This window comes from Streptosporangium saharense, from assembly GCF_014203715.1.
Taxonomy (GTDB): Bacteria; Actinomycetota; Actinomycetes; order Streptosporangiales; family Streptosporangiaceae; genus Streptosporangium; species Streptosporangium saharense.
In genome coordinates this window covers 677,801-701,809 of record NZ_JACHJP010000001.1, presented here as the reverse complement: position 1 = coordinate 701,809, position 24,009 = coordinate 677,801, and the positions used below count along the sequence as shown (strand labels likewise).

At 70.4% G+C, this 24,009-nt stretch carries 21 protein-coding genes; 9 read left to right on the top strand and 12 right to left on the bottom strand.

Annotated elements, in window-relative coordinates; genetic code table 11:
• Positions 1-34: 34 nt before the first annotated feature.
• From FHS44_RS03425 to FHS44_RS03415, 3 genes are all read right to left on the bottom strand, one after another.
• Entirely contained in the window at positions 35-1,312 is a 1,278-nt protein-coding gene (locus FHS44_RS03425) for a chymotrypsin family serine protease (protein WP_184712382.1), read from the bottom strand.
• A gap of 243 nt (positions 1,313-1,555) precedes the next feature.
• The gene (locus tag FHS44_RS40625; RefSeq protein WP_184712381.1) at positions 1,556-2,029 is read right to left on the bottom strand and encodes a GNAT family N-acetyltransferase; all 474 of its coding nucleotides are present in this window, start codon (positions 2,027-2,029) and stop codon (positions 1,556-1,558) included.
• A gap of 257 nt (positions 2,030-2,286) precedes the next feature.
• On the bottom strand, positions 2,287-2,856 hold the full coding sequence (locus tag FHS44_RS03415; RefSeq protein ID WP_184712380.1) for a hypothetical protein: 570 nt from the start codon (positions 2,854-2,856) through the stop codon (positions 2,287-2,289).
• Between the two features lie 129 nt (positions 2,857-2,985).
• On the opposite strand from FHS44_RS03415, the gene FHS44_RS03410 reads away from it, so the two are divergent.
• Together FHS44_RS03410 and FHS44_RS03405 are read left to right on the top strand one after the other, a co-directional pair.
• Entirely contained in the window at positions 2,986-3,333 is a 348-nt protein-coding gene (locus tag FHS44_RS03410) for a hypothetical protein (RefSeq protein ID WP_184712379.1), read from the top strand.
• Positions 3,334-3,591: 258 nt separating this feature from the next.
• Positions 3,592-5,622, top strand: coding sequence for a sensor histidine kinase (locus tag FHS44_RS03405; RefSeq protein WP_184712378.1), 2,031 nt, complete (start codon positions 3,592-3,594; stop codon positions 5,620-5,622).
• Here the strand turns inward: FHS44_RS03405 and FHS44_RS03400 are convergent, their stop codons facing one another.
• From FHS44_RS03400 to FHS44_RS42220, 3 genes are all read right to left on the bottom strand, one after another.
• Positions 5,623-6,033: an STAS domain-containing protein gene (locus FHS44_RS03400; protein WP_184712377.1), complete on the bottom strand. Its 411-nt coding sequence runs from the start codon at positions 6,031-6,033 to the stop codon at positions 5,623-5,625.
• 87 nt (positions 6,034-6,120) lie between these two features.
• Positions 6,121-7,917 carry a GAF domain-containing SpoIIE family protein phosphatase gene (locus FHS44_RS03395; RefSeq protein ID WP_184712376.1) on the bottom strand — a complete coding sequence of 599 codons (1,797 nt, stop codon included), beginning with the start codon at positions 7,915-7,917 and terminating at the stop codon, positions 6,121-6,123.
• Positions 7,918-8,001: 84 nt separating this feature from the next.
• Positions 8,002-8,811, bottom strand: coding sequence for a response regulator (locus FHS44_RS42220; protein ID WP_184712375.1), 810 nt, complete (start codon positions 8,809-8,811; stop codon positions 8,002-8,004).
• Between the two features lie 144 nt (positions 8,812-8,955).
• Between FHS44_RS42220 and FHS44_RS03385 the strand changes: the two genes are divergently transcribed.
• The 3 genes from FHS44_RS03385 (at position 8,956) to FHS44_RS03375 (ending at position 15,100) form a co-directional block, all read left to right on the top strand.
• Positions 8,956-10,551 carry a sensor histidine kinase gene (locus FHS44_RS03385; RefSeq protein ID WP_221460309.1) on the top strand — a complete coding sequence of 532 codons (1,596 nt, stop codon included), beginning with the start codon at positions 8,956-8,958 and terminating at the stop codon, positions 10,549-10,551.
• Between the two features lie 116 nt (positions 10,552-10,667).
• Positions 10,668-14,804, top strand: a complete 4,137-nt coding sequence (locus FHS44_RS03380; RefSeq protein WP_184712373.1) for a SpoIIE family protein phosphatase — start codon at positions 10,668-10,670, stop codon at positions 14,802-14,804.
• The gene (locus FHS44_RS03375; RefSeq protein WP_184712372.1) at positions 14,804-15,100 is read left to right on the top strand and encodes an STAS domain-containing protein; all 297 of its coding nucleotides are present in this window, start codon (positions 14,804-14,806) and stop codon (positions 15,098-15,100) included. Before FHS44_RS03380 ends, FHS44_RS03375 begins: the two co-directional genes overlap by 1 nt.
• A 2-nt stretch (positions 15,101-15,102) precedes the next feature.
• Here FHS44_RS03375 and FHS44_RS03370 read toward each other — a convergent pair whose 3' ends face one another.
• Together FHS44_RS03370 and FHS44_RS03365 are read right to left on the bottom strand one after the other, a co-directional pair.
• Positions 15,103-16,278, bottom strand: a complete 1,176-nt coding sequence (locus FHS44_RS03370) for a zinc-dependent alcohol dehydrogenase (RefSeq protein ID WP_184712371.1) — start codon at positions 16,276-16,278, stop codon at positions 15,103-15,105.
• Positions 16,275-16,826: an SRPBCC family protein gene (locus FHS44_RS03365; protein WP_184712370.1), complete on the bottom strand. Its 552-nt coding sequence runs from the start codon at positions 16,824-16,826 to the stop codon at positions 16,275-16,277. The genes FHS44_RS03370 and FHS44_RS03365 overlap by 4 nt, the downstream gene beginning before the upstream one ends.
• A 457-nt stretch (positions 16,827-17,283) precedes the next feature.
• On the opposite strand from FHS44_RS03365, the gene FHS44_RS03360 reads away from it, so the two are divergent.
• The 3 genes from FHS44_RS03360 (at position 17,284) to FHS44_RS03350 (ending at position 19,823) form a co-directional block, all read left to right on the top strand.
• Positions 17,284-17,484 carry a hypothetical protein gene (locus FHS44_RS03360; RefSeq protein WP_184712369.1) on the top strand — a complete coding sequence of 67 codons (201 nt, stop codon included), beginning with the start codon at positions 17,284-17,286 and terminating at the stop codon, positions 17,482-17,484.
• A 213-nt stretch (positions 17,485-17,697) separates the two neighbouring features.
• Positions 17,698-19,221 (top strand): MFS transporter, encoded by a 1,524-nt coding sequence (locus tag FHS44_RS03355; RefSeq protein ID WP_221460308.1) that lies wholly within the window; start codon positions 17,698-17,700, stop codon positions 19,219-19,221.
• Between the two features lie 41 nt (positions 19,222-19,262).
• Positions 19,263-19,823 (top strand): TetR/AcrR family transcriptional regulator, encoded by a 561-nt coding sequence (locus tag FHS44_RS03350; protein ID WP_184712368.1) that lies wholly within the window; start codon positions 19,263-19,265, stop codon positions 19,821-19,823.
• An 89-nt stretch (positions 19,824-19,912) separates the two neighbouring features.
• Here the strand turns inward: FHS44_RS03350 and FHS44_RS03345 are convergent, their stop codons facing one another.
• Entirely contained in the window at positions 19,913-20,818 is a 906-nt protein-coding gene (locus FHS44_RS03345; RefSeq protein ID WP_221460307.1) for a hypothetical protein, read from the bottom strand.
• Positions 20,819-21,167: 349 nt separating this feature from the next.
• Here FHS44_RS03345 and FHS44_RS03340 point away from each other — a divergent pair, with 349 nt between their 5' ends.
• Positions 21,168-21,542 (top strand): MmcQ/YjbR family DNA-binding protein, encoded by a 375-nt coding sequence (locus FHS44_RS03340; protein WP_312863514.1) that lies wholly within the window; start codon positions 21,168-21,170, stop codon positions 21,540-21,542.
• Here FHS44_RS03340 and FHS44_RS03335 read toward each other — a convergent pair.
• From FHS44_RS03335 to FHS44_RS03325, 3 genes are all read right to left on the bottom strand, one after another.
• Positions 21,505-22,683 carry an FAD-dependent oxidoreductase gene (locus FHS44_RS03335; RefSeq protein WP_184712366.1) on the bottom strand — a complete coding sequence of 393 codons (1,179 nt, stop codon included), beginning with the start codon at positions 22,681-22,683 and terminating at the stop codon, positions 21,505-21,507. The two genes, FHS44_RS03340 and FHS44_RS03335, sit on opposite strands and share 38 nt — an antisense overlap.
• Positions 22,680-23,255, bottom strand: a complete 576-nt coding sequence (locus FHS44_RS03330; protein ID WP_221460306.1) for a TetR/AcrR family transcriptional regulator — start codon at positions 23,253-23,255, stop codon at positions 22,680-22,682. Before FHS44_RS03330 ends, FHS44_RS03335 begins: the two co-directional genes overlap by 4 nt.
• An 81-nt stretch (positions 23,256-23,336) precedes the next feature.
• Entirely contained in the window at positions 23,337-23,999 is a 663-nt protein-coding gene (locus tag FHS44_RS03325) for a potassium channel family protein (RefSeq protein WP_184712365.1), read from the bottom strand.
• Positions 24,000-24,009: the final 10 nt, after the last annotated feature.

The following is a 24,009-nucleotide window of genomic DNA, read 5'->3' as shown; positions in this document are numbered from 1 at the left end:
CGATGCCCTGTTCGAGGGCATCGGCACGGCGTGGCTACCAGTTCCTGATGACTCCGCCGTAGTAGTGCCTGATGGTGGAGTACTTCATGGCGTAGTGGAGATACTTCGCGGCCCCGCCCCCGTAGGACCTGCGCTCGAACCCGACGTGCGTGCCGTGGGCGTCGACGTTGCCGTTGTCGATGGTGTAGACGGGGGAGCCGGAGTCGCCGCCCCACGTCATCTGGCTGCCGTTGTCCCGCTCGTACGCCATCAGGTGCTGGGTGCACGCGCTCTGACCGGAGAAACAGACGGTCGCGTCGGTGTTGGTGACGCGGGCGAAGCACTCCTCGTTGCCGCTCTTGCCACCGGAGACGCAGATGCCGCTACCGCCCGCAGGAGTGTTGTAGCCGAGGTCCGGGTCCCAGGCCCACGAGACCTTCCTGGTGGTGGTCGGGCTGGTCCAGATCCTGTCTCCGTAGTGCTCGCTACAGCAGGCGAGCTTCATCACGTCGGTTGCCGGGAAGTCGACCCGCCAGATGACCGTGCCGTACTCGTAGCCGCCGGAGAGCCAGTTCGTGTTGAGCGGCCCACAGTGCGACGCGGTCGTCGAATAGGTCGCGTCGTATCCCGGACTGGCGTCCATCGAGAACCCGCTTGAGCAGACGGTGCCGTCATGGGAGGAGATTCGCGCCCCTCCGAAATGCCATGGGCCCCGGTCCTGAACCCTTCCCACTCCCTCCAGGGCACCGAGGGAGGAGGTGCCGACGTTCTCCTCCATGAGAGTTTCCGGAGACATCTCCAGAATGACCTTTCCGGCCTTCGCCTCAAGCTTCTCGGCGAGTACGGCGGGCAGATTTCCACTGACCACGGTCGCGTCCCTCGCCGCGTCGAAACTGAAGCTGATCCCGTATTCCGGGTGCTCGGCGTGGAAGGCGATGATCGTGGCCGCCGTCGCCTCGATGTCGGCCGAGGTCAGGGTGCTGCGGGTCACGGTGACCGGGGCGCCGTCCGGGGACAGTCGCCTGGCGTTCACCGTGGCCCTGACCTCGGCGAGTCTGTCAGCAGGTGCCGTTCTCGAAACGGCGGCCGTGACGTGCCCGGCGCTGTCGGCGGACATTCCGATGACGCCGTTCTCGCGTTTCCAGCGTTCTTTGGCCTCCGCGAGCCTGTCCTTCTCCCGCTGCCCGTCCAGCGCGGCCCGCATTCTCTCGGCGGCGGGCGTGGGGACCGGGCCGCTCTCGGCGGCGGAGGTGGGTGTGGGGGCCGGGGCGGCGGAGGCGGCACCCCCGACGACGTTCGGCGCCATCACCACGCCGAATGCCAAAACCGCCACGGCCAGCGGACGCGCCCACCCGGGTAAACGAACCCTGTTCTTCACCGGAAACATCTCGATCCTCTCCACGGGCTGGAATCTGACGCATCCGACGATGAGGTATCGAGAGGAAAAGATCCTGAGTCATATGACTGAACACGCTCACGCTTCTGTGAAGCGGAAATCCCAAGAAAGGCGCGCGATTTCAGCCCCGGCGCGGATCAGAACTTCGGGGACCGGTGTCCCCCCCCACGACGATGTGCCTCACGAGAAGCTCGTCAGATCCAGCACCCCGACCGTCTCGCCCCCGCTCACCTCACCCGTCAACCGGAACCCGAGTTTCCGGTAGAAGCCCTCAGGCCCGTCCTTCCCCGGCTCCCAGGTGACGTACATCCGCGTCTCGCCCCGGCGCCGCACCTCGGCGGCCACCGACTCGACGGCGAAACGCCCGACCCCACGCCCCTGCGCGTCGGCCACCACATTGAGCCGCCAGAGACCGGACCGGAAGTCAACCCCCTTGCCGTCCCAGTCGATGTTCAGAAAGGCCATGAGGAAACCCACCGGCCGGTCCCCATCAAAAATCAGGCGCGGCCAGGCCACCTCCCCGTACGCGTAAGCCTCCGCCAACGATTTGACCACCGGCGAAACAAACCGCTCCTGATCAGGCCGAACCCTGATCCCAAGAGCCGTCTCAACATTGGCGGGGGTAACGGCCTCAAGGCGGAAACTCTCAGTCACACAAAGACCATAACGACCTCGACCAGGAACGCGCGTCTCACACCGAGCGACCGAACCGCTCCCCCAGCAGATCTTCGACCCGTTCCGACAGATCACCCTCACCGGACGCACCGATTCCAGCGATCGACAGCCGACGGCACCGGGCCGCACCAGCTTGTTCCTCGCCTGCCGTGTCAGCCACCCTGGATCCACCTCCACCAGGCGCAGAAGCCGTCGTGCCTGGCCCGGCGACATCCCAGGCCGGGGCCGTACCAGGCCTATCTCCCGCCTTGTCTCATGCAGTCGCCGCCACAGCCGCATCCCCAAGGCGCACAGGTGAGCGGGGTCAGGTCCGGCAACTCCTCGCCGACGAGCTCACCCGTGAACCAGCCCACCAGGAACTCCGTCACCGTCAGCTCGACGACCCGATGACCGTGGTGACGCGGCCAGAGGGCCACCGGCCACCGATCGGGCTCGCCCACGGTCAGCCACCCCAGGTGATCACCGTCATTGGTGTTCCCCCACGACAGGAACCCCCCGGGCTCGGGCCAGGCCGCGAACGGATTGTCCTCCGGCCACCGCGAGCGGAAGAAGCGATACTGGTCACCCATCTCCCGCGCCCCGGCATCCTTACTGGACCCGTGTCCGTCCCGCCGAGGATCCCCCACCCCGAGCCAGTCGGAGAAGTCACTCGACCCGTAGGCGTCGATGAGCGCCACGTAGTCCGAGGGCAGTCCCGTTCCCAGGTCCGTGAACAACTCCTCCCAACTCCCCAGGGCGAACAGCGGATCCGTCGGCGGGGGCACCAGGGCGAGAAGCCGCTCCAACGCGGTCTGATCGTCACTCACGGACCGACCGTAGCGAGCAGATCCGACAACCAGCTCCGATAGATGCGCCTGATCCCACAAGCTGACGTGACCGTCACACCATGTCCGATGACATGAAGTGTCCGGAGCCGCCGTGGCATGCTGAGGTGGGTGGACGATCTTGAGGTGCTTCGGCGGGAGTTCGAGGCGGAGGACGGTTCCTTCCTGCTTCGGCTCCGGGGTGATCTGCACTGGGACCGGCAGGCGTTCGGTCGCCTGGAGAGGGCGATGCGCCGGGTCTGTGCTCGCTACGAGGCCGAGGAACGACTCGACCGCTGGCTGGTCGACGGCTACTGGTTTCTGGCCGACTTCGTGCCGGGTTGGACCGGCCACCCGAACTTTCCCCGTCCCGAGCCCGACTACTACGAGGCCGCGTTGGAACGTCTCCACGATCTTCAGAACTGGTTCGTCACCGGGCGGTCTCCGTACACGGACACCCACGTCTGGCCGGATCTCTGAAGATCCGGTGATGGAGTACGGCTCGCGGGGCTGTTCGGTGGAGCGCCAGTCGCTGCAGGTGGTGGTGAATCCGGACCTGTAGATCCCGGCACTCCCGTGGGGAGGCACCAGACGAGGTCGAACGTCTTCGGCCGGGTATCACCGGGAGTTCGCGCCACCCTGTGAACCACAGGACCACAGCACCGTTGAGACCCCTTTGTGCTGGCCAGAAGGCGCGCTAGGGTCGGGCGGAAATGGGGGGCGGAGAGCGGGGGTGGGATGGCGCGGGCAGCCCGGGTGGTCACCGTCGTCCTGGCCATTGTGTCCCCGGTGCTCGTGACCATCGCCATGGTGACCTTCGCGACGCTGCCCGAGGAGTGGCGGCTGCCGGAGACGGCCACCCCGCTGACGGCGGCGGGGGTGACCTTCCCCGCGGTCGGCGCCTTCCTCATCGCGCACCGGCCCCGGCTCAAGCTGGCGTGGCTGATGTGTATCGGCGGGCTCGGCGGTGCCCTGCACGACTTCTGCCAGGCGATGATGCTGGTGGCCGCATCGCATGGGCATCTCACGCTCGCGGGGTCCCTGAGGTTCCCGGTCTACGTGGGGTGGGCGGTCTCCGGGCTCGCGCTGGAGATGCTGCTGCCGCTGTACTCCCCGGACGGCAAGTTGCCCTCGCCGCGCTGGCGGCTGGTGGTGGCGCTGGGCGCGGTGTCCACCGCCGCCGAGATGCTGCGCCAGTTCGTACGGCCCGACCCGCCGCTTGAGGGTTACCTGCTGCCCGTCGTCATCCACAACCCGCTGCAGATCCCCGAGCTGGCGCCGTACCACCCGACGCTGGCGATCGTGAACTGGACGGGCATCCTGGCGACGCTGCCGCTGGCGGCGCTGTCCATGTTGCTGCGGTTCCGCAGGGCCGATCCGGTGGGCAGGCGGCAGATCGGCTGGCCGCTGCTGGCGTTCGCCGGATACATCGTGTTCATGTTCGTCGGCGTCGTCGTGCCCGAGCTGACCTGGCTGTCGATCCTGTGGGCGACGCTCCTTCCGATCGCGCTGGTGTTCTCGGTGACGCGCTACCGGCTGTACGGGATTGACACCATCGTCAGCCGGACCTTCGTCGCGGCCGGGCTGCTGGCCGTGGTCGGTGGGGTCTACTTCGGGGTCGCGGCGCTGTCGAGCCTGGTGGTCTCGGGAGTCGACCAGATCGCCGGGCTCGCCGCCGCCCTGTTCACCGGGGCGTTCTTCCAGCCGTTGCGCCGGGTGCTGCAACGCGCCATCGACCGCCTGCTGTACGGCCCGGTCGGTGATCCGCGGCTACTCGCCGAGCGGCTGGTCCAGGAGGAACGCCGGGGGGATCCGGCGCAGGCGCTGGCATCGGTGATCGGCGTGTTGCGTGAGGGCCTCGCCGTACAGGGAGTGACGGTCGAGGTGACCGGCGGCGAGCCGGAGCGGTGGGTCAGCGTGGCGAGCGCGGCCAGCGGGCAGGTCGGCGACTCCCCGCGCGAGGTGCCGCTGGTCTGGCACGGCGAGCGGGTGGGGCGGCTGCTGGTCGGGCCACCGGCCCCGCGCCGCTTCCCCGCGGCGCACGACGAACGGGTGCTGGCCACGCTGGTGCCGTACGCGGCCGACGTGGCGCACGCGCTGCGGATGGCGGCCGACCTGCAGCGTTCCCGGGAGCGCATCCTGACCGCCAGGGAGGAGGAGCGCCGACGCCTGCGCCGTGACCTGCACGACGGCCTTGGCCAGACGCTCAGCGGGCTGGCCATGACCATCAACATGGCCCGGCTCAGCCTGAAGAGCTCCCCCGAGGCGACGGACGGGCTGCTGGGCGAGCTGCGTTCCGGCATGGACTCGGTCACCGGCGACATCAGGCAGCTCGTGTACGGCCTGCGCCCGCCCGCCCTCGACGATCTCGGGCTGGCCGCCGCCGTACGGACCCTGGCCGGGCCCGCCGGTCCCGAGGGGCCCGTCACCGAGGTGGAGACCGAGGGTGACCTGGACGATCTTCCCGCCGCCGTCGAGGTGGCGGTCTACCGGATCGCGCAGGAGGCGCTGACCAACGTACGGCGGCACGCGCACGCCGACCGCGTCCGGGTCGAGTTGCGCCGTGAGCCCGAGGCGCTGCGCCTGATGATCGTCGATGACGGCGTCGGGCTGCCGCAGGAGCGCCGTTCGGGCGTGGGCCTGACCTCCATGCGGGAGCGGACCGCCGAGCTGGGCGGGCTCTGCCTCGTCAGCGGCGCTCCCGGGAAGGGCACCACGGTCGAGGTGATGCTGCCCCTGCCCCTGCTCACGACCGACGCGGGCAGGTGACTACCGGGAGGGCGCGTGGTGCTCCCGGGCCTCGGCCAGCGCCTGGTCAAGAGTGTCACGGACCGGCAGGATCCGGGACAGGCCGGTCAGCTCCATGACGTGCCGCAGGAAGGGCTTCGGGGCGGCCAGCAGCAGCGTCACACCCCGCCGCTGGGAATCGGTGAAGGTGGTGATGAGGCGGCTCAGGCCGACCGAGTCGCAGAAGGTCATCTCCTCCAGGTCCAGCACCAGGTGACCGCCGTCCAGGCCCTCCCACAGCCCGTCGATCACGGCGCCCAGCACGGGGGCGGTGTCGTAGTCCAGCGCGCCCCGCACGTGCACGACCGTCGGGGTGCCGCCCTCGCCGGTCTCCACGGTGAAAGTCCGTTGCGCCTGCCCCGTCTGTTCGTTCCGCTCGGCGTGGTGCGACATGACTTCCTTCCACTGGCAGGCGCCACAGGCCGGTACACGGCTCTGTGACCACGGTAAGGCACGTCCGGGCGTCCCGTGCGCCGCACGTCAGTCATGCGGAGAGGGTGGGACGCGTACGGCGAGCAGGGCGATGTCGTCGTCGGCCTTCGGCCCGGCCAGTTCGTCGGCCAGGGTCTCCAGCAGCTCGGACAGCGGCCGGTCACCGTGGGTGGCCAGCAGCTCACGGGTGGTCCCGATGGCCCGCTCGACGTCACGGCCGGGACGGTCCACGAGGCCGTCGGTGTACAGCAGCAGCGTCGAGCCCGGCGCCAGGTCCATGCGGTGGTCGGTGCGCGGCGGATGCCCAAGCCCCGGGTAGAACAGCACGTCGTGCTGGTCGAGCCGGAGGGTGCGCCGGTCGGGCAGGAGCAGCAGCGGAGGCGGGTGACCGGCGTTCGACCAGGTCAGCGCCCAGCCGGAGTCGCCGTGGGCGAGACGGGCGTGCAGGATGCTGCCGGTCGCGGGCAGCCGCAGGCTCAGGCAGGCGTGTTCGAGGGCGGTCAGCGCGGCGGCCGGCCCGAGCGCGGGATGATCGAGTACGGCCTGGCGGAGCATGCTGCGCACCTGTCCCATCAGGGCGGCGGCCCGGATGTCGTGGCCGGTGATGTCGCCCACGGTGATCGCCAGGGAGGACTCCCCGGGCCGGTCGGGGACGGCGGGCAGCGGAAAGCTGTCGTACCAGTCGCCGCCGACCATGTCGTCGGTCGCGGCGGGCCGGTAGAGGGCGGCGCTGTCCAGGCCGGGGGTGGCGGGCAGGTCGGTCAGCATGGCGCTCTGCAGCTGGCGGGCCACGGTGATGCGCTCGCCGAGGAACAGCGCCCTGGCCATGGTGTGCGCGGTGTAGCTGGCCAGCGCGTTCAGCGTCGCCTGTTCCACCAGGTCGGGCTGGTGGTGCCGGTCCCAGCCGACCATGAGCACGCCGACCGGGCCCCGGCTGGCGACCAGCGGCAGGCACACCGCGGAGGCCAGGCCCAGGGAGTCGAAGGCGGCAACGGCCTCGGCGCTGTACTCGGCGGCCAGGACCTCCCTGTCGGGGATGGCGATCATCCGGCGGTCGCGCAGCGCCCGCGCCGAGGGGTAGGGCGCCTCGATGTCGTAGTGGCCGTAGGCCTCCTCGATCTCGTATGGGGCGTCGGGGTCGGGCACCCGGATCAACCGGCCGTCGCGCAGCAGGCTCAGGCCGACGTAGTGCGGGGTCAGGGTTCCGGTCACCAGGTGGCGCAGCCGCTGCCGCACGTCCTGCACGCTGGCGGCGTCGGCCATCTCCTGGGAGGCGCGCAGCAGCAGCGCGGCGTTGGCCTGGGCGGTCGCCCGCGCCGCCTCCGCCGCGGCCCTGGCGTCCTCGGCGGCGCGGGAGGCCAGGCGCAGCCGCAGCTCGCTCGAACAGGCCGCGGCCAGGTCGGCCAGGTCGGTCAGCTCCGCCCTGCTCCACCGGCGGGGGGTGGTGTCGATCGCGCACAGCGACCCCAGCACATGGCCGTCCCCGTCGGTCAGCGGCATCCCGGCGTAGGCGACCACCCCCAGTTCGGCGACGGCGGGGGTGGCGCTCACCCGGTCGTCGAGGCGGGCGTCCGCCAGGACCAGCGGCTTGCCGTCCGCCACGACGTGCCGGCACAGCGAGTGCGTCACGGGGCTCTGCCGGTGCTCGGCCCACGGCCCGGTCAGCCCGACCGCGCCGGGGAAGACCTGACGGTCGTGCTCGACCAGGGACACCAGCGCCACCGGTGCTCGCAGCGTCCTGGCCACCAGACCGGCGAAGCGTTCCATGTTCACGTCAGCCCGGGCCGACAGTCCGGTCTGGCCGAGCGCCTCGCACCGCCTGTCCTCGGTGCCGTTCGTCGACATCGGTGTTCACCTGTCTTGTGTGGTGCCTACTGGTCGAACCGGCTTCTGCCCACGGATGACCGATATGTGCCGTGATCTTTGAGATCAGGGGCGGCGCGGGGGGACGGCGGTGTCCAGGAAGAAGGTGTCGATGCTGTGGACGGCCTGGACGAAGTCGTCGAGGTTGATGGGCTTGGTGACGTAGGCGTTCGCGTGCTGGTGGTAGGCCGCCTTGATGTCGTCCGGGGCCGAGGAGGTGGTCAGCACCACGATGGGAATGCTCAGCAACTGCTCGTCGCCCTTGAGTACGGCCAGCAGCTCACGGCCGTTCATCCGCGGCATGTTCAGGTCCAGCACGATCAGGTCGGGCCGCGGGGAGCCGGGGTCACGCAGGTGCTGCAGGGCGGCCAGTCCGTCGTGGACATGGTGGATGTCGCGGGCCATGCCGTGCTCGTGCAGAGCGGCTTCGATGAGCATGGCATCGGCCTCGTCGTCCTCGACCAGGAGGACGTCGTAGGTGCGAGGGTCGTTGTTCACGCCGGAGTTCCTGTCATGGCCGCCGGGAAGGGGCCGCGTAGAGGGTTGTGCGGTGAAGACCAGTCCCGGCCAGCGGCGGCGGGCCCCCTGCCGGGTGATGTACCAGGCCTCGCCCAACTGCGGGTAGCCTGCTCCGGCCTGGGCGGCGTGGGCCGCCTCACTCCGGGCTCGGCGTTCGATCGCGCGGTTGAGGTGCGCCAGGATCCGCAGCCGGTTGAGGGGAGGAGCCGGATGCGGGCCCGCCAGGTGGTCGGAACCGGTCGGCAGCGCGGAGAAGACCCGTGCGACCAGATCGTCGGTCAGACCGGCGATGGCCGTCTCCGCCAGCTCGTCGAGTTGCTGTTCGGTGAGGCTGGTCACAAAGTCGTTCCGCGCCATGCCCCTACCCTACGCACCCCCACCCCACCCGACAACATGTGTTGTCACACGGGGGGTAGTATGCGACGCGCCGTCCCAGCCGGGCGGATCGGCCGCCCTCCGCGGCCGGTGGCCCTCGGAGCCCTTTCCCCGAAGGAGCAGCACGTGAGCGCCAGTGCCAGGTCCGCCAGGCCGGTACCGCCACCAGCGACCTGGAGGTCGCGGTGGACGACCCGACAGTGGCTGCGCGCCGGGGTGAGCGTGGCGCTGATCGTGCTGATGTCGCTCTCCGTGCTGGGGGCGGTGGTGCTGAACCGGATGACCACGATCAGCAACCGCCTGGTCGACCGCAGCTCCCCCGCGCTGATCGCCGCCGTCCGTCTTGAGGCGGCGCTGCTCAACCAGGAGACCGGCATCCGAGGGTACGGCATCTCCGGGGATCCGGTGTTCCTGCAGCCCTACCAGCAGGGCCTGACCCAGCAGCGGGAGTCCGACCGGCAGTTGCTGGCCCTGGTCGACGACCCGACCACCCGGGAGGACCTGCGCGTGGTGCGGGAGCGCAGCCGTACGTGGCAGGAGCGGTTCGCCTCGGTGGTCGCCGCCGCGCCCGCGAACCAGCCGGTCGCGGTGGCGCGCGAGCGCTCCGAGGAGGGCAAGGTCGCCTTCGACGGTGTACGGCAGGCGCTGGCCGTACAGCAGCGGCATCTGCAGGCCGCCCGTGACGAGAGCCGCGCGGACCTGATCGCGATGCGTTCGCTGCGCAACGGGATCTTCAGTGCGATCTCCCTGCTGATCCTGGCGCTCGCCGTCGTCGTCTCCGCGGCGCTGCGCCGGGCGGTGACCACCCCGCTGGAACGGCTGGCGGCCGACGCGCGCAGCGTCGCCGAAGGTGATTTCTCCCACCCCATCCTGAGCAGCGGACCGGCCGACATGCGCGCGCTCGGCCAGGACGTGGAGGCGATGCGCCGCCGGATGGCCGACGATCTGGCCAGGTCGGAGGAGGTGCGCGCCGTACTGGACGAGCAGACCGCGGATCTGCGCCGCTCGAACACCGAGCTTGAGCAGTTCGCCTACGTGGCCTCCCACGACCTGCAGGAGCCGTTGCGCAAGGTGACGGCCTTCTGCCAGTTGCTGGAGCGCAACTACAGCGACCGGCTCGACGACAGGGCCCGCAAGTACATCGAGTTCGCCGTTGACGGCGCCCTGCGGATGCAGACCCTGATCAACGACCTGCTGGACTTCTCCCGGGTCGGCCGTCTGCACAACCAGCACGCCCCCGTCGATCTGCAGGCCCTGTTCGCCGAGACCGCGAAGACGCTGAGCCTGGCGATCACCGAGTCCGACGCCGACGTCACCTGCGACCCGCTGCCGACCGTCACCGGGGACCGCACCCAGCTGGGCATGCTGCTGCACAACCTGCTGGGCAACGCGATCAAGTTCCGCTCCCCGGACCGGCCCTGCCGCGTCCACCTGGCCGTCCAGCGGGACGACGGGATGTGGCGCTTCACCTTCGGCGACAACGGCATCGGCATCGCCCCCGAGTTCGCCGACCGGATCTTCGTCATCTTCCAGCGACTGCACACCCGGCAGGACTACCCGGGCAACGGCATCGGCCTGGCCCTGTGCAAGAAGATCGTCGAGTTCCACGGCGGGTCCATCGCCCTGGACTCCGGCGACGCGGAGCCCGGCACCCGTTTCGTCTTCACCCTGCCCGCCGACCCCCCTGAGCCGGCCGAGCCCGCCGGGGAGGAAAACAGCTAAATGATCAAGAAAATGCCGGTGTTTTCTCCTCTCCTGTGGCAAGAGGAGGCGATGTGAGACGTGACCGGCGCGGGTGGCGACTTCGGAATCCGGTCAGGTAGGCGAAAGGGCGTTCGTTGACGCGTTCTGAAGACGCTGGGCACGGGCCGTCGGCGACGACGGGGGCCGACGTGTTCGTCGTGGACGACGAGGTCGGCGGCGATCTCGCCCTGGTGGACTGGGAGGCGACCCCGCTCGGGCCTCCGGGCGGCTGGCCGCAGAGCCTGCGGACGGCGGTGAGCATCCTGCTGTCGTCCCGGTTCCCGATGTGGATGGCCTGGGGCCCCGAGCTGACGTTCTTCTGCAACGCCGCCTACCGGCGCGACACGCTGGGCCGCAAGTATCCGTGGGCCCTCGGCCGTCCGGCGAGCGAGGTGTGGGCGGAGGTCTGGGACGATGCGAGTTCCAGGATCGACACCGTGCTCACCACGGGCAGGGCGACCTGGGACGAGGGGCTGCTGCTGTTCCTTGAGCGCTCCGGATACCCCGAGGAGACCTACCACACCTTCTCCTACAGCCCCCTGCGTGACGACGACGGCACCGTGGTCGGCATGCTGTGCGTGGTCAGCGAGGACACCGAGCGGGTCGTCGGCGAACGGCGGATGGCGACGCTGCGGGACCTCGGCTCCGACTTCAGCGTGGTGCGCACCGAGCAGGAGATGCTCACCTTCACCGGCAGGCAGCTCGGCCGCAACCTGCGGGACCTCCCGTTCACGCTGACCTACCTGTTCCAGGACGACGGCACCGTACGGCTGGCGAACGCGACAGGCGTCGCTCCCGGGCACCCCGCCGCCCCGGCGATCCTGTCCGCCGACGACGCGGACGGAGTCTGGCCGGTCACCGAGCTGGCGCAGGGGAGGTCGGCGCTGGTCGACCTTCGGGGGGCGCCGTTCACGGACCTGCCCGCCGGGGACTGGCCACAGCCGCCCACGCAGGCCCTGGTGCTGCCGCTGCTGCGGCAGGGCAGCGGGCCGTACGGGTTCCTGGTGGCCGCGCTGAACCGGTACCGGCCGCTGGACGACGGCTACCGCGGGTTCGCCGAGCTGGTCGCCGGGCACATCGCGGCCGGGGTCGCCAGCGCCCGCAACTACCAGGCCCAGCAGCGGCGGGCCGAGGAACTGGCCGAGCTGGACCGGGCGAAGACCACGTTCTTCTCCAACATCAGCCACGAGTTCCGCACGCCCCTCACGTTGATCATGGGACCGCTTGAGGAGCTGCGCGGCCACCTGGCGGGGGCGGACCCCCGGGTACGCGAGGAGCTTGAGGTCATCCACCGCAACGGGCTGCGGCTCGGCAAGCTCGTCAACACCCTGCTGGACTTCTCCCGCATCGAGGCGGGCCGGATGCAGGCCCGCTACCAGCCGGTCGATCTCGCCGCCGTCACCGCCGAACTGGCCAGCATGTTCCGCTCCGCCGTCGAGAAGGCCGGGCTGTCCTTCGACGTCGAGTGTCCCCCGCTGGACGAGCCGGTCCACATCGACCACGGCATGTGGGAGAAGGTGATCCTCAACCTGCTCAGCAACGCGCTGAAGTTCACCTTCGACGGTTCCATCCGGGTGCGGGTGCGCGCGGACGACGGTCACGCCGTCGTCACCGTCGCCGACACCGGCATCGGCGTTCCCGCCGGGGAACTGCCCAGGCTGTTCGAGCGCTTCCACCGCATCGAGAACGCCCGCTCCCGCTCCAACGAGGGGAGCGGGATCGGGCTGGCGCTGGTGAGAGAGCTCGTCGGCCTGCACGGCGGCACCATCACCGCCGACAGCGTCGAAGGAGAGGGCACCACCTTCACCATCCGCCTGCCCTTCGGGCACGCCCACCTGCCCGCCGAGGCGCTGGCGCCCCCCACAGGGCCCGCCGTACTTTCTTCGGACTCCTACCTGCGGGAGGCGCTGCGCTGGCTGCCCGACGAATCCTCCGACGCTGACGACGCCCCCTCCCCCGTCCCGGTCACCGACGCCGCGGCGCGGGTGCTGATCGCCGACGACAACGCCGACATGCGCGAGTACCTCGCCCGCATCCTGCGGGACGCCGGGTACCTGGTCGACGCGGTCGGCGACGGGCGAGCGGCCCTGCGGGCGGTCCGCACGGCCGCTCCCGACCTGGTGGTCAGCGACGTGATGATGCCCGACATGGACGGCCTTGAGCTGGTCGCGGCGCTGCGCGCCGACTCACGCACCGCCTCGGTCCCCGTCCTGCTGCTGTCCGCGAGGGCGGGGCAGGAGGCCTCCATCGAGGGCCTGCGGGCCGGTGCCGACGACTATCTCGTCAAGCCGTTCGCCGCCGCCGAGCTGCTGGCGCGCGTACGGGCGAGCGTCGAGCTGGCCCGGCTGCGCGGCCACCACGCCCGCTGGCGCACCGCGCTGGTCGACTCCCTGCAGGAGGCGTTCTTCGTCTGCGACGAGGACGGTGCGGTCATCGAGATCAACGCCTCCTTCGCCGACATCCTCGGTTACGGGGCCGACGGCCTGCCGTACGCGCCGGTTCATCCCTGGTGGCCGGACGCCGCCGTCGATCCCGAGGCGCACCAGCAGGCCGCCGACGCCTTCGCGGGGCTGCTGGGCCACGGCCAGGGCAGCTACACCCTGCCCGTCACCCACCGCGACGGGCACCGGCTGTGGATCAACTCCACCTTCAACCAGGCCCAGGACCCGGAGACAGGGCGCAGGGTGGTCGTCGGCACCTTCCGCGACGTCACCGCCGAGCACTACGCCATCCAGCGTGACAGCGCCCTGGCCTCGTTGAGCACCCGTCTGTCCCAGGCCACCAGCCTGGCCGACGCGCTCGGCGGCGCGCTGACCGAGCTGAGGAACCTCTGGCGTGCCCGGTCCGTGCTGGCCGCCGTCTTCGGCGGCGACGACGAACCGGCCCTGACCGCCACCGACGACACGTTCACCTGGCACGGGCTGCCCGGGGAACGCCGTGACGTCCTCACCGAGCTGCGCCACCGGCCCCTGCTCACCCCGGCCGCCGACCGCACCGGGGCCGGCATCCTCCTGGAGCACCCGCAGGGGCCGCTGGCCCTGTGGATCGACCTGGGCGACAACCGGCCCTTCACCGGCGAGGACCAGCTACTGCTGTCGCTGCTCGCCGGGCATCTCGCCCAGGGCCTGGTCCGCGCCCACCAGATCGACCAGCAGCGCGAGACCGCCATCGCCCTGCAGCGCGCCATCCTCGGCCCCTCAAGCCTGCCCGACGGTTTCGCCGTCCGCTACGAGCCCGCCACCCGTCCCCTGGAGGTCGGCGGCGACTGGTACGACACCATCGCCCTGCCCGACGGCCGCATCGGCGTCGTGGTCGGCGACTGCGTGGGCCGTGGGCTGGAGGCCGCGGCCGTCATGGGCCAGTTGCGCAGTGCCTGCCGCGCCCTGCTGCTGCAGGACGCGCGGCCCGGCCGTACGCTCATGGCCCTGGACCACTTCGCGGCCAGCCTTCCCGGCGCGAGGTGCAGCACCGTCTTCTGCAGCGTCCTCGACCCGGAGACCGGGCAGCTCACCTACTCCAGCGCCGGGCATCCACCGGCCATCCTCGCCCACTCCGACGGCACCACCCGCCTGCTGTCCGAGGGCCGTTCCGTCCCGCTGGCCGTCCTGCCCGGCAGGGAGCGCCCCGAGGCCCGGTGCGCCATCCCCGCCCGCGCCACCCTGCTGCTGTACACCGACGGCCTCGTCGAACGCCGTCGCCGCCCCCTGACCGTGGGCATCGACCAGGCGGGGGAGGCGATCCAGGCGGGACGGGACGTCGCCGTCGACGACCTCGCCACCCAGGTCATGTCACGCCTGGCCCCCGAGGGGGGTTACGACGACGACGTCGCGCTGCTGCTGTACCGGCATCCCGCCCCGCTGGAGATGGTCTTCCCCGCCGAGTCGTCCCAGCTCGCCCCGATCCGCAGTGCCCTGCGTGGCTGGCTCACCCGGTGTCAGCTCTCTCCACAGACATTGCAGGGCGTACTGCTCGCCGCAGGTGAGGCGTGTGCCAACGCCATCGAGCACGGGCACCGCAACGCGCCGGGCGGCACGATCCGGCTGCGCGCCGAGGCCTTCGTGGACGACCTGCGGCTCACCGTGGTCGACACCGGCGACTGGAAGACCCCCCAGCCGGAGGCCAACACCCACCGGGGGCGTGGCATGGCCCTCATGCGCGCCATGATGCAGCAGGTCACCGTCACTTCCGGCTCCACGGGAACCACCGTGGACATGCACACGAGGATCGCCTGATGGCCACACCGCTCACCCTCACCTCCGGCCGTCGCCAGGACGGCGCCGCCCTGCTGACGGCCGTCGGGGAGATCGACATGAGCAACGCCGAAACCCTCGGCGCCGCCCTCGACGACACGACGGGGCCGGTCGTGCTCGACCTGACCGCCGTCGAGTATCTCGACAGCGCCGGTCTCTCCGTTCTCTTCGCCCACGTCGAGCGGATCGAGCTGTTCGCCCCGCCCCTCCTGCTCCCGGTGCTGGCCATCTCCGGCTTCACCGACCTGGCCACGGTCCACACTGCGGAGCCGCGCTGAACTCAGGGCTTGAGGACGACCTTCTCGCAGTCCTCCCGCTTGTTCTTGAAGATCTCGAAGCCGTACGGCGCCTGCTCAAGCGGCAGGGTGTGGGTGATGACCCGGGTCGGGTCGAGCTCGCCCTGTTCGATCAGCCGCAGCAGGGGCTCCATGTACCGCTGCACGTGGCACTGCCCGGTGCGCAGGGTGATCGACCGGTTCATCCACGCCCCGGCGGGAAACTTGTCGATCAGCCCGCCGTACACGCCGATGACCGAGACGACACCGCCGCTGCGGCACGACAGGATGGCCTGCCGCAGGGCGTGCGGGCGGTCGGTCTCCGAGCGTACGGCCTGCTTGATCCGGTCATAGGCGCCGATGGGGGTGCTGCCGTGCGTGGCCTCAAGGCCGACGGCGTCGATGCACTTGTCCGGGCCGCGGCCCCCGGTCAGCTCCAGGAGCCGGGAGCGGACGTCCACCTCCTCGAAGTCGACGACGGTGTGGCCCGCCTCCTCGGCCATGCGCAGCCGGTACGGTTCCCTGTCGATCGCGATGACCTCGGCCGCGCCGAGCAGTCTCGCGCTGTCCATGGCGAGCTGGCCGACGGGACCCGCGCCCCACACGGCGACGACGTCACCGGGCTGGATGTCGCACATCTCGGCGCCCATGTAGCCGGTGGGCAGGATGTCGGACAGGAAGAGAACCTGCTCGTCGCTCAGCTCCGACTCGATCTTCAACGGCCCGACGTCGGCGAACGGCACCCGCGCGTACTGCGCCTGCCCACCGGCGAACCCCCCGGTCAGGTGGGAGTATCCGAAGATCCCGGCGACCGGGTGGCCGAACATCTTCTCCGCGATCCCGGCGTTGGGGTTGCTGTTCTCGCAGCAGGAGTACAGCTCCGCCGTACACGCCGCGCAGGCGCCGCAGGCGATGGGGAACGGCACCACGACGCGGTCGCCGACGCGCAGCCGCGACGGATCGACGCCGGAGCCGACCTCGACCACCTCCCCCATGAACTCGTGGCCCATGACGTCGCCGTCCTGCATCGTCGGCACGTATCCGTCGACGAGGTGCAGGTCCGAACCGCAGATCGCGGTCGAGGTGACCCGCACGATCGCGTCACGGCTGTTGAGGATCGTCGGGTCCGGCACGTCACGGACCTCGACCCTGTTGCGTCCGGCCCAGGTGTTGGCTCTCATGCCCGTGCCTCCTTCGCGAGTTCCTCGACTTCCTCGGCCGACAGGGGCTGTGCCGGGCGCTGCGGGAACTCCTTGCGGGCGCGTTTGCCCCAGGGTGCCCCGTCGGAGCGCACCACCTCACCGGTCTCCAGCACCTGCTTCAGCCTGCGCAGGTCGTCGTCGAGCTGCTGGTGCGGCTCCTCGCCGAAGTATCTGGCGACCGCCTTGCCGAGCGGGCCACCCGGGATGTCGTAGACGAGCACCACGTGCACCTCCATGCTCACCCCGTCGGGGGCGGGCGCGAAGCGGACCCTTCCCGCGTTCGGCACGTCGGCGTCTCCGGTCGAGCGCCAGCCGACGAACTCCTCCGGCACCTCGTCGGTGATCTCGGCGTCCCACTCGACCGTCCGGTCGAAGGGGGCGCTCGCCGTCCAGTGACTCGTCCGTTCGCCCGTCACGCGCACCTCGTCGAGGTGGCACATGAACGTCGGGAGGTTCTCCAGACGACGCCAGAACGCGTACACGTCCCGCGCCGGTCTGCGGATTGTTGTCGTGGCCGTCAGTTCCATGGCTTCTCCTCTCCTGCCTTCTGGTGCTACCGGCCTCAGGGAGAGTTACACCTGTTGAATGGGAGATAGCTGGATATATCCACATATATCCAGGCACGTGGAACGGGGTTCGCCCGGCGCGGGACGGTGCAGAAACCATCAACAACCCGTGCGGAGATCGTCAACGACATTCCAGTCATGCAATGACAAGCTCACCTCAAGTTCCCCGAAAGCCGCAGCCTTCCCGAGCGCCTCCTGGGAGCCCGGAAACGTCCGGGGGACGTTCTGGAAAAGCGTGACGGAAGCTTGGGAAGCCAGGCGCCCCGCAGATCCCCCACTCACCCCCGCACTGGAGGGCGCATGCACCGTGACCACCTGACACGCCGGGCGTTCGTGAACCTGGTCGGCCGCGCCGGTGGCGTGGGAGCCGCCTACGGAACGCTGACGGCGATGGGGCTGCTGGCCGTACCGGAACCCTGTGCGGGTCGGCCGGATCTCGCGGCGCGCGGCCGACGGCGAACACCTGTTCCCGGGCTACCGCGACCTGGTCCGGCGCCCCTTCTCCGTCGCGTGGCCGAACGTGCCCTTCCAGAAGGGGGCGTGGATCGACTGGGGCGACGCGCCGCGACGTCTACTCCGTGCCGCTGCCGCCGGACGGGCCGTACCGGTTCACGGGTGAGCACATGAGCCACATCACCGGCTGGCAGGAGGGCTCCATCCGCGCGACGCACAACGTGCTCCAGGGCATCCAGGCACGGGTCAACGCCAGGCAGCCCGACTGAGGGCTCACAACGTACGTCCTGGACCCGACCGGTCACGCTCGTCCTCATAATATTGAACGATGGTACTAATTGTACTAACGTTCAATTTAATGAGGACGAAGGGGGACGTGATGACGCGGCAACGATTCATGCGAGCGGGGAAGCGCCAGTGGGCGGGACTGGGCCTGCTGGCCCTGCCGACGGTGCTGCTGGGACTGGACGTGACCGTCCTGTACCTGGTGGCGCCGAGCATGGCGGCCGATCTGTCCCCGTCAGCCGCCCAACTGCTATGGATCATGGACGCCTACGGGTTCCTCGTCGCCGGGTTCCTCGTCACCATGGGCACGCTGGGCGACCGGATCGGGCGGCGCCGGTTGCTGGAGATCGGGATGATCGCCTTCGCGGCGGCATCGGTGTTCGCCGCGTTCGCCCCCACGGCCGAGCTGTTGATCCTCGCACGAGCGCTGCTGGGGGTGGCCGGGGCGACGCTCATGCCCTCCACGCTGTCGCTGATCTCGAACATGTTCCCCGACGCGCGTCAGCGCGCGGTCGCGATCGGGGTCTGGGCCACGATGTTCGCGCTCGGGATGGCCGCCGGGCCGATCGTGGGCGGAGCGCTGGTGGACTCCCTCTGGTGGGGAGCGCCGTTCCTGACGGCGGTGCCCGTCGCCCTCGCCGTCCTGGCCGGGGCACGCGCGCTGCTTCCCGAGTACGCGGATCCGTCCGCCGGGCGACTGGACCTGATCAGCGTGGGCCTGTCCCTGGCGGCGATCCTTCCGGTCGTCTACGCCGTCAAACACGTCGCCTCCGACGGTCCCGGCGGCTTGACCCTCGTCTGTGCCGTGGCGGGCGTTCTGGCCGGCATCGTGTTCGTACGCCGCCAACGCCGCCTCTCCGACCCGCTGCTGGACGTGACGCTGTTCGGCAACCGGGCCTTCACCGTGGCCCTGGGTGTGCTGCTCATCGGCCTGGCCGGAGTCGGGGGCTCGATGTACCTGGTCACGCAGTACCTCCAGCTTGTCGAAGGGCTCACTCCCTTCGAGGCGGGGCTCTGGATGGGACCACCGGCGCTGGCGATGTTCGCCGCCGCCGTCGGCGCTCCCCTGGTCGCCCGGCGCCTGCGCCCCGGCTCGGTCATGGGCGCCGCCCTCGGGGTGTCCCTCGTCGGCTACGCACTGCTCGCCACCGTGGGGTTCGACGACAAGGTCCCCGTGGTTGTCGGCTTCGCATTCGTCTATCTCGGGCTGGGCGCCCTCGCCGCCCTGGGCACCGACATGGTGGTGGGCTCCGTGCCGACGGCGCGGTCCGGGTCGGCGGCGTCGATGTCCGAGACGGTCCAGGAACTCGGCATCGCCGTCGGCGTCGCCCTGCTCGGCAGTCTCACCACCGCCGTCTACCGCACCCGGGTGACGGTGCCCGAAGGCCTGACGTCGGAAGCCTCCGGTCACCTCACCGACAGCCTGAACGCGACCGTGACGATCGCCGAGAGTCTTCCGCCCGCGACCGTCAAGGCGGCCCAGCAGGCCTTCACCGGTGGGCTCAACGTCGCTTCCCTGGTCGCGGGGGTCGCCATCGCCGCCGCCACGGTGCTGTGCCTCGGGATGCTGCGTCACGTGCCCGCGCTCGGGGAGGCGAACCGCGACCCCGACGTTTGAACGATGGTCCGACTATCCTGGGGGCCGGGCCGAGGAGCAGCATGGACGACACCACCGACACCACCGACGGACGCCGCGCACGTGGCGAGAAGCGACGCGCGGAGATCATCGAGGCCACCCTCGCCGTGGTCACCCGCGACGGCGCGGCAGGCGTCACCCATCGCACGGTCGCCAAACAGGCCGGCACCACGACGTCCCTGAGCACCTACTACTTCGCGACCCTCGACGACCTGCTCGTCGCCGCCCTCACGAGCGTCGCCGACGCCTACACCGCCCGCATCCGCGACATCATCGACGCCCCCGGCGACAAGCTCACCGGCCTGGCCCACCTCATCGCCGAGTCCGCCGGTCCCGGACGTGAACGCGCCCTGGCCGAACGCGAGCTGGCGACCCTGGCCGCCCGCCGCCCCGCGCTGCGACCCGTGGCACGACGCTGGCGGGAGAACATCGCCGAACTCGCCGCCACGCTGACCGACGACCCCGCGGCCGTCGCCGCCCTCGTCGCGGCCTCCGACGGACTGTGCACCGCGATCCTCCTCGACAACGCCCCCGCCGACCCCGACCGCATCCACGCCGTCCTGCGACGAGCCGTCCGCGACTGAACCGACGGGTTCTGCCATGCCGTACGGCGTGGCGGGCTGTGGGACCGGCGCTCACGCGGCAGCGGGAGTCGGTGAGCGCCGGTTCCTGCTCAGAGGGTGCAGTTCTTCTGGGTGTCGGTGCGGACGCGTCTGCCGGTGAACTCCTCCAGGATGGCGATGTTCTCCGCGGAGTAGTTGGTCGCGGTGATCCTGTCGGCGTCGGGGCTGCCCAGTTTGCCGGTGTAGGGGGCGGACTTCTCCAGCCAGTAGGCAGTGCGCAGGAACTGGGTCAGGACCAGCTCACGCAGCTTCGGCTCGTTCTTGATCTTCGTCCAGTAGTCGGGGTGCCTGCTCTTGGCCACCCGTAGATAGAGCAGCAGGTAGCGCAGGTTGGTGGCCGCGATGTCACGCGCGTTGCTGGCGCCGATGCCCCGGATGTACTCCTGGACGACAGTCACCGCGGGCAGGCCCGTCAGCCCGGCGTTCAGCTCCGCCAGCACGCCCTGGAGGTGATACTCCCCCTGGGTGCGGTCGCGCAGGTAGATGCCGTCCATGGAGTCGCTGAGCCGGTCGGTGATCAGCGGGATGATCTCCTTGCGGGGGAAGCCGTCGTGCAGCGGCACCGTCGTGTCCTGCCGGGAGGCGTTGATCCAGGCCGCGGTGTGCACGTTCCACCTGGTCCGCGCGGGGTCGAGGTCCCACATGTGGGTCTCCTCGTGGATCGCGACCATCATCGACTCGGCGAAGGCCTCGAAGCTGTTCGTCCGGACGAACTGGGTCCAGTACTGGTCCCTGGCCTGGGCGACGGCCAGCGCCTCACCGCTCGGCCACCGCCTTCGGTACATCGTCTGGAGGGTCTGCATCCAGTTGGACGCGGTGAACCTCGCCTTGAGGTCGCTCACGTCCGCGGTCGGTTGTGACGGTTCCTCGTAACAGTAGGGTGCGGCGGTTCTCGTGGTGGCGGCCGAGGCGGGGGTGGTGACCGCGAGCGGCGGCAGCGCGAGAAGCACGGTCACGAGAGACAGGAGGCGTTTTCGACTCACCGGGACCTCATTCCTGAGCGGACGCGCCGCCGGGCAAGCAGGGCACGGACAGCCACCGCTCTTTCGTCGTCACCGTGGAGCGTACGAGCGCCCTTCTTCACTGACTAATCCCAGGGGTGCATAACTCCGTCGAGTGGTCAGGGTCCCGCCGCAGGTCAGGCGGGTGGTACGGCGGGCCGTACACCCGAAGGGATGCGTGGATTGTCCGGTCATGTCCTTGGGGGCCTCGTCCGGGGCCGACAATGGTGGCCGGTCACGAGTGACCGGCGGCTGTCGTGCCCGTCGGTGGAGCGGGCCGTACGGTGCCGGGAGGTATGCGTTGGTGACCACGGAGGACGTGCGGCGGGTGGCCATGGCGCTGCCCAGGACGAGTGAGCACCTGATCCGCGACCGGGTCAAGTTCAGGGTCGGCCGGATCGTCTACGTCGCGTTGTCGCGCGACGAGACCCTCATGGGCTTCGCCTTCCCCAGGGAGGAGCGCGCCGCGCTGGTGGCCTCGGACCCGGACCGCTTCCTCATGCCCCTCCCGTCCGACGAACGCTTCAACTGGGTCCGGGTACGGCTGTCCGCCCTCGACACCCCGGAGCTCACGGAGATCGTGACCGACGCCTGGCGGATGGCCGTCCCCAAAGGTGTCGCCGCCGCGCACCTCGGTCTCGTCAACCCCGCAGTTCGTCCACGGCGCGGGAGACGATGAGGCCGTGTCCGCCCGAGGTGAGCGTGTTGAGGAAGAGCCGGTCGGCTCCCGGCAGGGCGGCCAGGCGGAGCATCCAGTCGCGGGCGGTGATGCGCAGCCTGCTGGCGGGGGCCATCCACCGGATGAAGCGGCGGCCGAAGGCCTGCACCTCCTCGACCGCGGGCCGTACCCGCCGCTGGTAGGCGGCCAGCGCGTCCGGGACGCCGTCCGCGCCCGCCGCCGCGAGTTCGTCGGCGAGCACCCACGCCCCGGCCATCGCCAGGGAGGCGCCGTGCCCGGCGAACAGGGACACCGCCTGGCAGGCGTCCCCGAGCAGGACGACGCGTCCCGTGCTCCAGTGCTCCATGTCGATCTGGGTCACCTGGTCGCGGTAGATCTCGGCGGGCTCCGGGCACCGGGCGAGCGCCTCCGGCAGGATCCATCCGAGGTCGCCGTAGTGGCGCCGTAGCCAGGTGGCCGGGTCGCCGGTCAGGGTGGGGTCGGGTTCGCGGAGCAGGAACAGCAGGGCGAGCCGGTCGCCGCGCAGCGCGTAGGCTCCGGCCATCAGCCCCGGCACAGTCAGCATCCGGTAGCGGGTGCCGACCTGCTCGCTGAGTGCCTTGTCGTCGATGACGTAGGCGGCGACCTGGTGGCCGAGGTAGCGCAGGAACCGTTCCTCGGGGCCGAAGGCCAGTTCCCTGACCCGGGAGTGGGCCCCGTCGGCGCCCACGAGGAGGTCGACCTCGCGGCGGGTGCCGTCGGTCAGTTCCACGGTGACGCCCTCGTCGTGCTGTTCGATGCCCGCGACGCTGGTGCCGTAGGTCACCGGGGTGCGCACGTCGTCGTGGATGGCGTGGACCAGGTCGGCGCGCAGCAGGCTCACCACCCGGTCGAAGGACGCGGACATGGCCAGGCGGCTGGTCTGGCGTCCGTCGCGATCGACGTAGCTGAGTTCGCTGACCGGGTAGCGCGCCTGCAGCAGGCGGGGGGTCAGGCCCATCCGCTCGGCCACCTCGTATCCCGGCCCGTAGAAGTCGATCATGTATCCGCCGTCCCTGAGGGCCGGGGCGCGTTCGACCACCTCGACCTGCCAGCCCGCGCGCTCCAGGTGCCAGGCCAGGGTGAGCCCGGCGATCCCCGCGCCGCAGATGAGCGCCCTCATCCGGGCTGGCCCGTCAGCATGGCCCGCAGCGGAGCGGCGAGCGCGGCGATGTCCGTGGCGGGGTCGAGGCTGTGGTGCAGCACCAGGCCGTCCACACTCGCCGCGAGCAGGACGGCGGCGGCCTCGGCGTCACCGGTGTGGCCGTTGACCCGCAGCCAGGAGGCCACCTGGGAGCGGAAGTCGTCGATCATGACGCGGAGCCGGTCGCGGAGCTCGGGGTGCCGGCCCGCGGCCAGATACATCTCCACGATCAGCGGTGAGGCCGGATCGGCGCCGGTGTATCCGGACAGCTCGCCCAGCAGCCAGTCGAGACCGCTCCCGATGTCGGGCTGCTCGGTCAACCGACGCGCGGCCTCGCCGAACAGCGCACCGGCGAACGCGGCCGAGGCCTCGACCAGCAGGTCGTTCACCGACGCGAAGTGGTAGTGCACCACGCCGGGGGCCACCCCGGCGCGTTCGGCGACCATCCGGGTGGTGACCCCACCCCAGCCGACCTCACCGATCAGCGCCACCGCGGCGTCGAACAGCCGTTGCCGGGTCGCCCGGCCCCGTTCCGCCGATCTCTCCACCATCGCCACCCCTCTTGGACGATCGCCCTGGACGTTTGCCCAAAAGATAACACAGACCTCTCCCCCTGGCCCCGGAGCCTCCGGTCAGGGAAGGTCGGTGAAGCGTTCGATCTGCTGGGTCTTGCCCGAGACGATGATGACGTCGCCGTAGGCCAGCACGGTCTCGGAGCCGACGTAGGTGAACTCCTCCCCGGGGGGCTTCACCGCCACGATCGTGACACCGTACTTGCGGCGCAGGTTCGACTCGCCCAGCGGCACCCCGACGTAGTCCCTCGGCGGCCGGGTCTTGACCAGCGCGAAGTTCTCGTCGACCTCCATGTAGTCGAGCATCCGCCCACCGACCAGGTGCGCGACGCGCTCGCCCATGTCGTGCTCGGGGAAGACCACGTGGTGGGCGCCGACCCGGTTGAGGATCCGGCCGTGCTGGCGGCTGATCGCCTTGGCCCAGATGTCGTCGATCTCCAGCTCGCTCAGGATCGACGCGGTGAGGATGCTCGCCTCGATGTCGCTGCCGATGGCCACGACCGCCCGGTAGAAGTCGGGCACCCCGAGCTGGTCGAGCGCGTGGGGATCCGTCGAGTCGGCGGTGACGACGTGCGGCAGCTGCCCGGCGAGGCTCTGCACCACCTTGGGCCGGTGGTCGATCGCCATCACCTCGGTGCCCTGGCGGACGAGCTCCAGGGCGAGGGAGCTGCCGAACCTGCCGAGCCCGATCACCACGACCGGGTCGTTTCTCCTGTCACCCACCGCTGATCCG